At 56.2% G+C, this 12,713-nt stretch carries 16 protein-coding genes; 5 read left to right on the top strand and 11 right to left on the bottom strand.

What is annotated here, in order from left to right; all coding sequences use genetic code 11:
• On the bottom strand, nt 1-673 hold a 673-nt coding region (locus RT613_RS14760), incomplete at its 3' end, for a glutamine amidotransferase (protein WP_313616469.1).
• 132 nt (nt 674-805) lie between these two features.
• On the opposite strand from RT613_RS14760, the gene RT613_RS14755 reads away from it, so the two are divergent.
• Nucleotides 806-1,687 (top strand): LysR substrate-binding domain-containing protein, encoded by an 882-nt coding sequence (locus RT613_RS14755; protein ID WP_313616468.1) that lies wholly within the window; start codon nt 806-808, stop codon nt 1,685-1,687.
• Nucleotides 1,688-2,357: 670 nt separating this feature from the next.
• On the top strand, nt 2,358-2,798 hold the full coding sequence (locus tag RT613_RS14750; protein WP_313616466.1) for a hypothetical protein: 441 nt from the start codon (nt 2,358-2,360) through the stop codon (nt 2,796-2,798).
• A gap of 147 nt (nt 2,799-2,945) precedes the next feature.
• Here the strand turns inward: RT613_RS14750 and RT613_RS14745 are convergent, their stop codons facing one another.
• The 8 genes from RT613_RS14745 to RT613_RS14710 form a co-directional block, all read right to left on the bottom strand.
• Nucleotides 2,946-3,335 (bottom strand): hypothetical protein, encoded by a 390-nt coding sequence (locus tag RT613_RS14745; protein ID WP_313616464.1) that lies wholly within the window; start codon nt 3,333-3,335, stop codon nt 2,946-2,948.
• Nucleotides 3,336-3,351: 16 nt separating this feature from the next.
• Nucleotides 3,352-3,744, bottom strand: a complete 393-nt coding sequence (locus tag RT613_RS14740) for a hypothetical protein (protein WP_313616463.1) — start codon at nt 3,742-3,744, stop codon at nt 3,352-3,354.
• A gap of 98 nt (nt 3,745-3,842) precedes the next feature.
• Nucleotides 3,843-4,469 carry a hypothetical protein gene (locus tag RT613_RS14735; protein ID WP_313616461.1) on the bottom strand — a complete coding sequence of 209 codons (627 nt, stop codon included), beginning with the start codon at nt 4,467-4,469 and terminating at the stop codon, nt 3,843-3,845.
• Between the two features lie 10 nt (nt 4,470-4,479).
• Nucleotides 4,480-5,013, bottom strand: a complete 534-nt coding sequence (locus RT613_RS14730; protein WP_313616459.1) for a peroxiredoxin — start codon at nt 5,011-5,013, stop codon at nt 4,480-4,482.
• A gap of 42 nt (nt 5,014-5,055) precedes the next feature.
• Nucleotides 5,056-5,544, bottom strand: a complete 489-nt coding sequence (locus RT613_RS14725) for a pyridoxamine 5'-phosphate oxidase family protein (RefSeq protein ID WP_313616457.1) — start codon at nt 5,542-5,544, stop codon at nt 5,056-5,058.
• A gap of 22 nt (nt 5,545-5,566) precedes the next feature.
• Nucleotides 5,567-7,417 (bottom strand): PAS domain-containing protein, encoded by a 1,851-nt coding sequence (locus tag RT613_RS14720; protein ID WP_313616455.1) that lies wholly within the window; start codon nt 7,415-7,417, stop codon nt 5,567-5,569.
• Between the two features lie 115 nt (nt 7,418-7,532).
• Nucleotides 7,533-8,165: a LysE family translocator gene (locus RT613_RS14715; protein ID WP_313616454.1), complete on the bottom strand. Its 633-nt coding sequence runs from the start codon at nt 8,163-8,165 to the stop codon at nt 7,533-7,535.
• A 243-nt stretch (nt 8,166-8,408) separates the two neighbouring features.
• Nucleotides 8,409-9,419, bottom strand: a complete 1,011-nt coding sequence (locus RT613_RS14710) for a putative sulfate exporter family transporter (protein WP_313616452.1) — start codon at nt 9,417-9,419, stop codon at nt 8,409-8,411.
• A gap of 107 nt (nt 9,420-9,526) precedes the next feature.
• Between RT613_RS14710 and RT613_RS14705 the strand changes: the two genes are divergently transcribed.
• From RT613_RS14705 to RT613_RS14695, 3 genes are read left to right on the top strand one after another with little or no spacing between them, the layout of a single operon-like run.
• Nucleotides 9,527-10,393: a LysR substrate-binding domain-containing protein gene (locus RT613_RS14705; protein WP_313616450.1), complete on the top strand. Its 867-nt coding sequence runs from the start codon at nt 9,527-9,529 to the stop codon at nt 10,391-10,393.
• 55 nt (nt 10,394-10,448) lie between these two features.
• The gene (locus tag RT613_RS14700; protein ID WP_313616448.1) at nt 10,449-11,039 is read left to right on the top strand and encodes a DUF2569 family protein; all 591 of its coding nucleotides are present in this window, start codon (nt 10,449-10,451) and stop codon (nt 11,037-11,039) included.
• A gap of 25 nt (nt 11,040-11,064) precedes the next feature.
• Complete coding sequence (locus RT613_RS14695) at nt 11,065-11,598, top strand: DUF2569 family protein (RefSeq protein WP_313616446.1); 534 nt, start codon at nt 11,065-11,067, stop codon at nt 11,596-11,598.
• 81 nt (nt 11,599-11,679) lie between these two features.
• Here the strand turns inward: RT613_RS14695 and RT613_RS14690 are convergent, their stop codons facing one another.
• Both RT613_RS14690 and RT613_RS14685 read right to left on the bottom strand, forming a co-directional pair.
• Nucleotides 11,680-12,126 carry a carboxymuconolactone decarboxylase family protein gene (locus RT613_RS14690; RefSeq protein ID WP_313616445.1) on the bottom strand — a complete coding sequence of 149 codons (447 nt, stop codon included), beginning with the start codon at nt 12,124-12,126 and terminating at the stop codon, nt 11,680-11,682.
• Nucleotides 12,127-12,354: 228 nt separating this feature from the next.
• Nucleotides 12,355-12,713 (bottom strand): Rrf2 family transcriptional regulator (locus tag RT613_RS14685; protein WP_313616443.1); only part of this gene is annotated, 359 nt, incomplete at its 5' end.

The raw sequence follows: 12,713 nt of genomic DNA, 5'->3' as shown, positions 1-12,713 counted from the left end.
CGGCGGCGTGTTCGACGCCAGCCAGCAGCTCTTCTGGATCACGCCCCTCGGCGCGCAGCACATCTGCCCGCATACGAATGATGGCCGAGGAAATGTCCGGCGTGAATTCCGGGTGGAACTGCGTGGAAATGGCGTTGCGGCCATAACGCACGATCTGATGCGGATCATGGCTGGAGGCGGCCAGCGCTTGTGCGCCTTGCGGCAGGCGAATGACCGTCTGCATGTGGGTGAGATGGGCCGGAAACTGCACTGGCATGGCACTGACCAACGGGTCCTGTTCCGCACCCGGCAGCAGGCGAACGGTCTGCGTGCCGATTTCGCGGCCCTTGGGGTGATAATCCACCTCGCCGCCCAGCGCATGGGCAATCAGTTGATGGCCGTAACAGACGCCAAACAGCGGCAGCTCGATGGCCATGGCCTGCCGTATCCATTCGGCCGTTGCCTCGCTCCAGGCCAGGCGATCCGTCACCATGTCCCAGGAGCCGGTGATGATGGCGCCTTTTACGCGATCGGGCGCTGGCAGGCTTTCACCCTCAAACACCCTGATGACCGCAAGCGTTTCCGTGTCAGGACCAACGGCGCGCTGAAACCATAGGGGCAAATCACCGAGCGGTGTTCTGATATCGTCTGGCGGTGTGCCCACCTGAATGAGAAGCAAGGGAAAAGTGGCCAAGGTTTCGATGTTCCTGATGGCAAGAGTTGAGGTCTGACCGGCCGGCAAAGCCGAACATCAGGCGTTATGCTTGGATTGTAGCTTGCCTTTACCATCCTGAAAAATGAATAATGGAGATGAGAGGTTCACGATTTGAGAAACATCGACATAGATTCACTGGAGATATTCAAAGCGGTGGTCGATTGTGGCGGCGTCAGCAAGGCCGCTGCGCGGCTGAACCGTGTGCAATCCAATATTTCCACACGCATCCGGGTTCTGGAAGAGCGGTTACAGGTGGTGCTGTTTCACCGCGAGGGTGGCAAGCTGACGTTGACTGCCGAGGGACAGGTTCTTTTGACCTATGCCGAACAGTTGCTGCGCCTTTCCAGCGAGGCGGAAGCGGCGCTGCGCAACCGCGCACCGCGTGGCACCTTGCGGATCGGTACGCTGGAAAGCACGGCTGCGGCCCGTCTGCCACCGCTGCTTTCCACCTACCATCACCGGTACCCCGATGTTCGCATCGAGCTGGTAACGGGTGACACAACGGCGCTGATTGAGCGGGTGCGCAGTTTTGACATTGAAGCAGCCTTTGTTTCCGAGCCCTTCCGGGCCGATGACATGGAAAAACAACCGGCCTTTGCCGAAGAACTGGTGCTGATCGGGCCGAAATCCATTAATGACATGGCGGATGCACAGGCACTTGCACAACGCACGGTGATTGCCTTTGCCACCGGCTGTTCCTACCGGCGTATTCTGGAGGGTTGGCTATCCATGGCGCGCATTATGCCTGAACGTGTGCTGGAGCTTGCCTCCTACCATGCCATTAGCGCCTGTGTGGCGGCAGGCTCCGGCATTGGCATTATGCCACGTTCGGTGCTGCAAGTGGTGCAAGCGGGCTGGCAGCAGGAGACGCAGGTGCGGGCGCTGCCCCTGCCCGAACAATTCGCCCATAGTCGCACACAGCTGATCTGGCGTGCCGGTTATTCCGCAGTGGCGCTGGACGCCCTGAAAGAGGAGTTGAGGCAGCAGAAATGAACCTATCGACCTCAACGACTGAATAAGGTGCATTAAGCGCCTATGCCGCTTGATGATGAGGCTGATGGCTCACCTTACCCCAAATGGGGGTGTTTCATGAGCGAGATATAGGCCAATGATCTTGGTTACCCCCACTCCGCGAAACATAAATGTCTCAGTAACCACCAACAAAAGGAATACGGCATGGCGGTCAATGCCGACAAATGTGAGCTATGGGCCAAAGGTGAATGGCTGGAAGTTGACATTGATGATGTCTTAAAGATGTGGACCACGAGACGCATGAGATGCATCGAGTGTCATGGTGCCGTCGAGGCGCACAGAGAAGGAGCGGATGGGCTTCCCGCGCATTTTGAGCACATCTTGGCGCATAATGGTTGCCCTCTGTGCCCTGATCACTTCGATGGAAACCAAAGGCCGCATCCAGATAAATTGACGTGAGTACACGACGGTATGACCAGTTCACCGGCATCCAGATAAACGACGAAACCCTCCACCTGAATTATAGGCAGAGGGCTTTTCAAAATTCTGGATGTCGCTTGGCGTGCAGCTGTGCATGCCGATTAATGATGGGATGGTGGGAAAGAAGTAACCTCACGACCAAACACACCAATACCTTGCACCAATCATCCATTTTGTACATTTTGGCTTCAAATGGGGGCGCAGGAAATAAATGTACTACCACGTCAACTATGCCGATTTTGCGATCGGCGAGATCATCCAACCCGGCGGCTGGGGCAGACAAATTCGGCAATTTCGGCCTGGAGGACCAATGCCGACGCCCGAGACTTTAGCTGTCTTGCTCTGGGAAGTAGCAATGGAGTCAGCGCGGGTAATCGTCGATCCAAAGCTGTGCTCCCGCCTCCACTGCACCTTTGTCTGGGAAACGATTGAACTGGCCGTGTCATTTCGTAATCAGACTCGCCCTAACGCTCACATCTTTGAGCTAGAGGCGACATCGGACAATCCAACGTATCGCGGTGATTTTTCGCTAATTACCCACAATAATCCAACCCAGGCGTACGCTGACTACATGTCCGAAACGTGCAAGAAATATTGGACAACACCGGCCAGCGAAGCACCAGGATACTGTATGGCGGCAGTCTACGTGTAGCAAAACGCCTGCATTTTCCCTCCAAGCCGCTGGTCGTGCAGCACGCTACCGGCCTCTAAAAACGAGCAGCAGGACGCACTCTCAAAGTAAGATATCGCCTCGTCATCATGAAACCGCGAACAATGGTGCTGATGCGGTTATCGACATTCAGGTCGGCTGATCATCCGCATCGGTCAGGTAATAGGTGACTGTTACGGCTATGTGGTGTTGACCGGCGGCTGCGCAAAGCTGCGATGGCAGCGTGACGGAAGATGCCATGTTGGTATCGTAAAATGGCAGGCCGATATCCAGTTCTGCGCTGGCAATACTGCCATTTTTTACCAGCGTAGACACCGACTGCCCCAGTTCTTCAAATGCCAATGTCAGCACCTGCCAGTCAATATGATCCCCATCCGGTGACAGATCGATCTGGGCATGCTGCACACCACCTCGCCGGTTGTTTGCCCAGGTGACCGGACGCCCGAAAGCCGCTTCCAGGATATCGCGGGACGTGGCGACGCCACCGAACCGCAACATGACACCCATTGTTTCGATCACGGCCTGCGCCTCCTGTTCAGGATATGGCAGTCAGCGTCAGGCGCTGTGTTTTGCCGTGGCTGTAACGCCAGATTGCCAGTACCTCGAAAACATTAGCGACGGAAAGAGCGAGAAATGCTGCGATGGCCGACCACAGGGGAATTTCACCTGCGGTGACGCGGCCGTGAAACTGAACGATATCCGTGCACTTGATGACAACGAGATAGGCCACGAAGATGTAGAGAAAACTGCGCGCCACCCTTGCGTTATAAAACCGTTTGTCGAAAGCGTAGCAGAACACCAGCAGGCAAGCGCCAGCGGCAATGCCGACATAAAGCCAGTCAAGCCAGGTGTAGTTCTGGTTTAATGGCGTGGTGATGTTGTGATAGGTCACAAACATCTGAAAACAGGCAAACAGCTTCCACCACATGGCGTCCCCCGGGTCTATCGGCGGACGCTAAACCAGCACAGGCTAAAACCACTTTAAGTTGAATGGTTGCATTTGAACCATTTGGCAATTCGACACATTCATGTGCTTGAAAAGCTATGCGGCCTGGTCCAGCACGTGGACGGCATACGATCCAGTTTCGGGTCACCGGTTAGAAAATACGCGCCCATGAAGCAACTGATTGGATCGAATAAAGCAACTTGTTGAGCAAGATCGAAATCAGGTCGCTCCAATGCCTGTTCAACGACCTCTTCATCCTCGACAGTCATGTGAAAATTAATTCTAAGATTGCCGACGCAGATATCGAGTGCTGGAGACAACATATCCGTGCATATTCCAATCTGCACCTTATCGAGGTCCCACAAGCCGCCCCTTAGAAAACCGGAAACCGAACTTTCATACATCGGAAAGTCGATGCGCATCCGGCGCCAGTAACTGAAGCGCGCCACTTTGCCCCTTGCAGCACCGACTGATGACAGTTTGACCGTGGTCAACGGATACGGGTTTTCAGGCTCAAAATGCAGTTCCATGCCACCCTGATAGACCCAGAACAATGGTACAGGCTCGGCATATACATCCGTAATCCAGCCTCTTGGTGGCCCCATTTCACCGGCGACCTGCAGCAGCGGCGTTCCCAGCGGCAGGAATGCAATCTCTTGTTTTTGAAGTATATCTCGCAAGGAAATGGTGACAGGCTTTGGCGGCATGGGATGTATCCTACGTACGGCTGCTCAGCCAATCAATGACGGCTTGGGCGTTCTGGTCCGGTGGGAAGACCGGGTAAAACACATTGGCGATGCGGCCGTTTTCGATGATCATGGTCAGGCGTTTGAGCAGTGTCAGGCCGCCGGCTTCAAAGGTTGGCAGGCGCAAGGCACCGGCCAGTGAAAGGCCGCTATCCGACAACAGAGGAAATGGCAGATGCAGCCGTGCGGCGGCTTCCTTCTGGTATTCGGTTGTCTGGGTTGAAAGGCCAAACACCCGTGTCGCGCCAAGTTGTGTCAGCTCTGCGAAATGATCACGGAAGGCGCAGGATTGTGGGGTACAGCCTCTGGCGCCGGGGATTTCATCCCAGCCATCCAGTGCTGCGCCATCCGGTGGGCTGGTGCGTGGATAGGCATAGATGACGGTCAGGCCGGGCTGGTCTAAAGACACCGCGGTTCCATCCGTGGCTGGCAGCGTGAGCGCAGGCATCTCAATGCCTTGGAGGTGCGACGCTGCGCCATCATCCAACGGGGCTGATGTTGTCATTGCCGTAATCCTTCCCCTTGGATGCGCGTTTGAAGACAGTGCTTATTTCTGGATGGGCGTAACACCATAGGTGTCATAGGCGCTTTGCATGCATTGCTGTTCGCTACGCTCCGGAAACAGCGTGTAGCTGGGTGCCCAGATGCGGGAAATACGCTTGATCTTGATGGCGATGACATGGCGGATGGGAAAGTCATTGCCCGCCATCCGCAGCAGATCTGCACCGAACACGGCAAAATCCGGCTCATCCGGTGCGATGATCCTTGCCGTGCCGACAATCTTGAAACCGCGCTGGCGAAACACATCAACAAAACTGACGCAGGCCGTGGCATTGGCGTGCAGATTGCGCAACGTGTGGGCCGAGGCAATGTCTGCCACCACGATATGGTCATCCCCGTGAGCACAGAAGATTTCCTTGGGGCTGACATTGGGCGTGCCATCGGCATCCACCGTGGCCAGCCAGCAGAGCACGGAATTTTCGATATCCGTCTTTACTGCATCGTTTAACCGGTGGCCGCCCTGCGGATCGCTCATGTCAGTGTCTCCGAATTCGAGATCATTCGTGCAGGATCTTGCCGACCAGATTAAAGCGCACGCCCGACGACAGATAAGACAAGGTGCAGGCGCCTTCGAAATAAGGCGCGACGCTGCGCTCGATCAGCCGTGACCCGAAACCCTTTCTGGTGGGCGCTTCAACCGCCGGGCCGCCAATTTCCGCCCAGTCAAAGACGAACTGGCCGTTTTCATCCACCAACCATTCAATGTCCACCGTGCCTTCAATGACCGAAAGCGAACCATATTTGGTAGCATTGGTGGCAAGCTCATGCATGGCAAGCGACAGGCCAAGGCCCTGCTGCGCTGACAGCTGGATGGACGGGCCGGTAAAGGTGAAACGATCCCCGCCGCCGAGATAGGGTTTCAGCGCCACATCAAGCACTTCGCGGATATCCGCCGAAGCCCAATTAGTGTTGGTCAAAATATCCTGCGCACGCGACATGGCCGAAAGTCGCGCCGAGATGACCTCCTGCGCCAGGCTGGTATCATCGGCATTGCGAAGTGACTGACTGACGATGGCCTGCACCATGGCCAGCGAATTCTTGATGCGGTGCGACAGTTCGTGGGTCAGGTCTCGCTGGCGGGCTTCCACCGCCTTGATGTCTGAAATGTCCTGCACCAGCGTATAAAAACCTTCGACACCGCCATCGGCATCAAAGCGGGGAATATATTCGACGCGGATATCGCGGTGCGAGGTGGTGGAATATGGCATGTGCTGTTCGAAATGCAGGCGCTCTCCGGCCAATGCAGCATCAATCCAGTGCTTGACCTTGGCGTAAGCCTCCGGCCCGACCACTTCGAGCAGGGTTTTGCCAATCATCGATTCCCGCGTTCTCGGAAACCAGGTCTCGTAGAACTTGTTGACAAACTGATAGCGCTCTTCATGGTCGACATAGGAGATCAGGATGGGCAGTGCATCTGTCAGCGTCTGCAGCTCACGCTCACGCACGGAAACCGCGCGCTGGGCTTCCAGATGGGCCGTAACCTCATGCCCACCCACAAAAATGCCGTTGACATGACCGGTTTCATCGCGCAGCGCCTGAAACACGAAATCGATGAAACGATCCGTCGCTTCACCCTTCAGCCTAACCTTCATGCCGGTGGCAGAAAATGAACTGCCCTCGGCATAGACCCGGTCCAGCACTTCAAAGAAACCCTGCCCGGCCAGTTCGGCCAGCGCCTGTTTGGCCGGAAGACCAATGAGATCACGCCCGCCGGTGATATCGCGGTAGGCATCATTGGCATATTCATAGACGTGGTCTTCGCCGCGCAGGAAGGCAACGAAACCCGGCATCTTCTGGAACATCGTCTGTTGCTGCTGGGCGCGCTGGGTGAGACGGCGTTCATTGACGATGACATCGGTGACCTCAGAAACCGTCACCAGAATGCCGCCAACGCTGCCATCTTCGCTGCGGATGGGCGCGTAGGCATAATCCCAGAAGGTTTCGACGGTTTCGCCGGCCCGGCTGAATGTGAGGGGCTGGCGGCGCAGGCTGATGCCCTCGCCCTTTTCCATCACACGCTGCAGCCTGACGCCAACGGTTGGCAGCAAATCCGGCCAGACCTCGGCCACCGGCCGGCCCATGGCAGCGGGATGGCGTTCTGCCAGCACAGTGCAATAGGCATCATTATAAAACAGCGTCAGCTCTGCCCCCCACAGAACCGCACAAGGTGCCGCCGAACCAAGGCAGATGGACAAGGCGGTTTTGAGTGCTGGCGGCCATGTCGTGGCATCACCAACAGCGGATGCCGACCAATTGACGGAGCGCAGCAAGGTCCCCGCCTGCCCACCTGCTCCCAGGAATGCGAACACCTGTTCCTGCCCTTTCATATCAGCGTCTGACGTCATCATCTGGCAGTGGCGCTCCGTGGCCTATTCTATAAAGTTTGTTAGCAGCAGAAATGCGTGCTGTCACCGCAGACCTTTGTCCCCATCAGCTGCCTCACGGACAGCAAAGCATGGGTGATCAGGACAATCTTTCCGTGACGAGGCGCAGGCCAAAGGCAGCGAGCAATGTGCCGATGCCGCGTTCGATCCATTGGCCAAAGCGTTGATAGGCACGTTTGGCTGGCCGGCTGGACAACAGCACCACGACGAGGCCGTACCAGACAACCTCCAGCATGAAACCGCCAAGCAGGATGACAGATTTAGCCCAGACGGCCGTTTCCGGGTGAACGGCAACAGCGTAAAGGCCGATAAAGAAGGCAATGCCCTTGGGGTTGGACAGGTTGACCAACATGCCAGTGCGAAAACCGCGCCACAGACCGTTGGCACTTGGCTGCTGTTTTTGGCCATCCCCCGCCTGCGGTCCGCTGGAAAGCCAGGCCATGACACCGAGATAGATCAGATAACAACCGCCGGCGATCTGCACCGCATGGGCAAGCCAGCCAATGCGGGTCAGTACCAGTGCAAGGCCGGTCATGGACAGAAACGCATAAAGGGTGGCAGCCGTTGCCAGGCCAAAGATGGCGCCGGTGGCGGCCTGATGTGCGCCTGACACGGCCAGCCTGCTGATGAGCGCGAAATTGGGGCCGGGGCTGATGACCACGGCGGCGTAAAGCCCGAGCGTGGTCAGGATGGTAACAAGTTCCGTGCTCATGGTTCCAAGAACTCCCGCTGCCAGATGCTCAGACACGTTGCTCCGACGCGTTACTCATGTATGGGGCTCCGAAATGGGCAGCGACTCGTTATGCAGATTTAAGACTTTGCAAAATAAGCATTTTTTATCCGTACGCAATGGTACGCGGTGATGGCGGGTAATTTGGCTACCATGACGGGACGGTGATATGGTGGGAATTCAACTCAAGGTGTAACAACGGCAGTTTCCAGCTAGGCTGACAAGCTACTGCGCGTGGAACACCATGAGGCCGATGATGCCGAGGGTGCCAAGGGCGGCAAGCGACAGAATGCCAGCTGCCAGCACCCGCCCGCCCGAGGCAAAGACCGTGCGCATGTTGACCGAAAGACCGAGGGCCGCCATCGAAACCGTGGTGAGAATGGCCGATCCACTCTGGGCAAAAGTGACGACGTTTTGTGGAATAAGCTGCAGGCTGCGCAGGCACATCATCAAGAAAAATCCAATGATGAACCAAGGCAACAGGCGGGTCAGTGACAGCCGTTCGCCCTGCTCTGCCGCACCGCCCTTGAACAGACGCAGCATGAGGACCACCGGACCCAGCATCAACACGCGCATCAGCTTGACCAGCGTGCCGATCTGCACACTGGCAGCGCCAACCGGTGCGGTGGCGGCAAGTACCTGCGGCACGGCATAAACCGTCATGCCGGCAAACACGCCATATTGCCACTCGCTGAACTGCGACACGGGAAAAAGCGCCGGCAGCGCCAGAACCACGACCACACCAAGCGCGGCGGTAAAGGCAATGGAGGCTGCAACATCATCCGACTTTGCGCCAATGACCGGGGCTGCGGCAACAATGGCTGAATTGCCGCAAATTGAGGTGCCACAGGCAACCAGGGTTGCCAGATGATCCGGCAGGCCGAGCAGACGACACAGGCCGTAACTGGCAAAAAGCGACAGGATGACCGTGCAGACCACCACACCCACCATCAGCGTGCCGGCATCGGCAATGGTTGCAAGGCTGACGGAAGCACCGAGCAGCACGATGGCAAATTCCAAGACAAATTTGGCCGAGAAATCGACACCTGCTTTCAACACCGGGGCAAGACCGCAGACAGTGTGAAACAGCGTGCCGAGCAGGATGGCGATAACCAGCCCATCCAGCAGCTCGTGTCCCAGCACAGACTTTTCGACCGCAACGAGCGCTTGGGCCGCAATTGTCACCAGCGCAGCCAGCAACAGGCCGGGACCGATTTTCAACAATGAACGAACCAACGCAATGCACTCCCAAATCACTTGATGATTTGAGAATATTCATCCACTCCGTTTGCGTATATCGAATAATATTTGACATTTCATTCGTTTAAAACGAACGATTGACCATGACATTTGAACAGCTGGTTATTTTCATCGCCACCGCAGAGCGCGAACACCTGACAAAGGCAGCGCAGGCGCTGCATCTGACGCCCTCTGCCGTCAGCGCGTCGATCAAGGCGCTGGAGACGTTTTATGCCGTGAAACTGTTTGACCGGGTGGGTCGCGGCATTCAACTGACCCGCGAAGGCAAGGTGCTGTTGAAGGAAGCCAGGGAAACGCTGGCCCGCGTGAAGGAAACGCAGGCGGTGCTGGCGGAGCTGGGCAACCTCAAGACCGGCACGCTTGATGTGCAGGCCAGCCAGACCATTGCCAACTACTGGCTGCCCTCACGGCTGCTTGGTTTTTCCGCGGATTATCCCGGCATTCATGTGAACCTGACCATTGGCAATACGGCAACGGTTGCGGCAGCGGTGATCAATGGCGATGCGGAGCTGGGTTTTATTGAAGGTGCGCTGGATGAACCGCTGCTTTCCACCACCACAATTACCAGTGACAAGCTGGTGGTGGTTTGCAAGGCGGGAACGGAACAGCCAAAGGATGAACTGGCTTCGCTGAAATGGATCATGCGCGAACAGGGTTCTGGCACACGATCCGTGCTGGAACAGGCGCTCAAGGAATTGTCTGTTGATCCGGCAACGCTTGATGTGCGCTTTGTGCTGCCCTCCAACGAGGCGCTTTTGACGGCCGTTTTGCAGGGCGGCTGCGTGACGGCGCTATCGCGGATGATTGTGGCGCCCTTTATCGAAAACGGCCAGTTGCGGGTGCTGGATGTTGACCTGCCACCGCGGCGTTTTACGCTGCTGCGTCACAAGGAAAGGCACCGAACCGCCGTGGCACGGGAGTTTGAGGCCTATTGCCACGTGCATGCGTGAGGCTGGCATGTTTTAAGATGCGTTTACCGCGCCGTACCACGACGTATCTGATTGTTTGAAATCCCACGGCAATTGCAATACAGGGTTGAGCCTTAAATGTGGGGGAATCATGGGCTCTTTTTCAATCTGGCATTGGATTTTTTTGCTTGTCTTTATCGGCGTCATCACCTGGATCATTGCGGCATCTCGCAAACTTGGACCGGATGGCAAGCTTGAACTGCGCGGTATCAGAGGCTGGTTGGTGGTTCTGGCCATTTGGCAGATTTTCGTCACCATCAAAACACTTGGACGCGCGGCACAGATGTCGAAAGAGTATGAGGCTATCGCTCACATACCCGGCGCACGCATTGCAATTAACTTCGAAACTGCCATTACTCTGGCGCTTGTGACGCTGACTATCGTGACAACCGTCGCACTTTTCAGAAAAAAACACGCATTCAAGCGCCTGTTCTTTCTGCAGTGGCTGGCTCCAACGCTGGCATTTGCTTTAGACGCCGCCGTTGTCTCTGCAGCTCTTCAAGTGCCAATTGAACGAATGCTGACAGCGCCCGTCATTCTGCAACTCGTCATCAATCTTGCGATTAACGGTCTATGGGTCTGGTACCTCAGCGTTTCGGTGCGTGTAAAAAACACCATGGTGAACTGACAACCGATCGTCATCTGGGGGAATTATGGGCGCATTTTCTATCTGGCACTGGATCATTCTGCTGGCCATTCTTGGCGGCATAGCGGTGATGGTCTGGAAATCGCGCCCGCCTGCCGAGGACAATTCGTCACTTGAGGGTATTGGCGGATGGCTGGCTGTTTTGCTGGTGCTGCAGACATTGGGCGTTTTGAACATTGTCATTTCGGCGCATATGAACTTCAAGGGTTACGAGGGCTTATCGGACATTCCCAACATAAGCCTCGTCATTTGTACTGACGTCGCCATGAACATCGTGCAACTGGCGATTGGCTTGACCGTTCTTTGGGCGGGCCTCAACAGGATGCGCCTGTTTGTTGATCTGTTTTTCTTTCAATGGCTGCTAACTCAGGTGCTGTTTGTCGCAAACCTCGCCCTTGTCGGGAGCCTGCTGGGCCGTGGTTTTTCCGATTTATTGACCCTAGATGACATGCCCGAACTGTTTCAGCAGGTCATCCTTGGCGGCCTGTTGGTGTGGTACACCCGCGCTTCGTTGCGCGTGAAAAACACCATGGTGAACTGACGGACGGTTTGCTCATCAGAACATGGCAAAACAAAAGGCGGCGCGAGAAGACCCGCGCCGCCTTTGGTCATGCAGGTATTGTCACGACTTGGCGGCAACTGGCAGGCGGAAGGATACACCGAGGCGATTAAAGGCATTCATCGCCGCAATGGTGATGGTGAGATCGACCAGATCCTTTTTATCAAAGGCGGCGCAGGCAGCAGCATAGGCTTCATCTGACACATGGGTTTCGCTGACACGGGTGACTTCTTCTGCCCATGCCAGGGCTGCGCGCTGCTGATCTGAAAACAGGTGCGGCACCTCTTCCCACACCGGCACCAGTGTGACCCTGTCCACCGACATGGTTTTGCGCAGGTCACGGCTGTGCAGATCAATGCAATGGGCGCAGCCATTGATCTGCGACACACGCAGGAACACAAGGTGGATCAACTCTTCCGGCAGATTGGTGTTTTTGGTGACGTAATGATGCACGCCAAAAAGTGCCTTTGCGCCTTCCGGTGCGACGTCACTCCAGTTCATACGGGTCATGGTATTTACCTTTCACGGTTTGTTTTGATGGGTGTATTTTGGACGCAGTTTCCCCTCGCCGGTGATGACACCGGCGTGCGGCATGGATTGATTTTTTCAGGTTCGTCCCTCTGACTGGCGCCTGTTGCGACAGACCAGAATTGAAGGCATGCGGCGTCATTCCATCAACGGCACTATCCGCTGATGGTGAGGACCTTGGCAGGTTCGATCAGGTTTCTCCCTTATGGATCAGGCGCGGTTGGCGGCCTTTCTTTCATTGAGTTCCAGGAATGCGCAGCCGCGTGCGGCAATGCCGCCATCATCATCCTGCGCCACCTGTGCGGCGATATCGGCAATCGTGACCTTGGCGAGTTCCGCCCGATAGGCTTTTTCTGCTTTCAGCATGGCTGAATTGATCTGACAGGGTTTGGCGAAATACCGCCCCGGCAAAGGGTTTGGCCCACGCTGGCGGATTTCCGCACAGCGAAAGGCAGGTGCCGGACCTTCAATGGCCAACACGATATCCAGCAGGCTGATATTTTCCGCTGCCTTGGCCAGCCGATAACCACCCTTTGGCCCCGGCGTGGTGACAAGAAGCCCGGCGCCTG

It is taken from the genome of Agrobacterium sp. (assembly GCF_032092815.1).
Lineage (GTDB): Bacteria > Pseudomonadota > Alphaproteobacteria > Rhizobiales > Rhizobiaceae > Agrobacterium.
Note: the sequence above shows the minus strand (reverse complement) of the source record. Positions and strands in the feature narration are given on the sequence as shown.

Coding starts and splice junctions, on each gene's coding strand:
- RT613_RS14705 (WP_313616450.1), top strand. CDS start 9,527: ATGACATTTGAACAGCTGGTTATTTTCATCGCCACCGCAGAGCGCGAA.
- RT613_RS14695 (WP_313616446.1), top strand. CDS start 11,065: ATGGGCGCATTTTCTATCTGGCACTGGATCATTCTGCTGGCCATTCTT.
- RT613_RS14720 (WP_313616455.1), bottom strand. CDS start 7,417: ATGATGACGTCAGACGCTGATATGAAAGGGCAGGAACAGGTGTTCGCA.
- RT613_RS14715 (WP_313616454.1), bottom strand. CDS start 8,165: ATGAGCACGGAACTTGTTACCATCCTGACCACGCTCGGGCTTTACGCC.
- RT613_RS14740 (WP_313616463.1), bottom strand. CDS start 3,744: ATGTGGTGGAAGCTGTTTGCCTGTTTTCAGATGTTTGTGACCTATCAC.
- RT613_RS14750 (WP_313616466.1), top strand. CDS start 2,358: ATGTACTACCACGTCAACTATGCCGATTTTGCGATCGGCGAGATCATC.
- RT613_RS14725 (WP_313616457.1), bottom strand. CDS start 5,544: ATGAGCGATCCGCAGGGCGGCCACCGGTTAAACGATGCAGTAAAGACG.
- RT613_RS14690 (WP_313616445.1), bottom strand. CDS start 12,126: ATGACCCGTATGAACTGGAGTGACGTCGCACCGGAAGGCGCAAAGGCA.
- RT613_RS14730 (WP_313616459.1), bottom strand. CDS start 5,013: ATGACAACATCAGCCCCGTTGGATGATGGCGCAGCGTCGCACCTCCAA.
- RT613_RS14735 (WP_313616461.1), bottom strand. CDS start 4,469: ATGCCGCCAAAGCCTGTCACCATTTCCTTGCGAGATATACTTCAAAAA.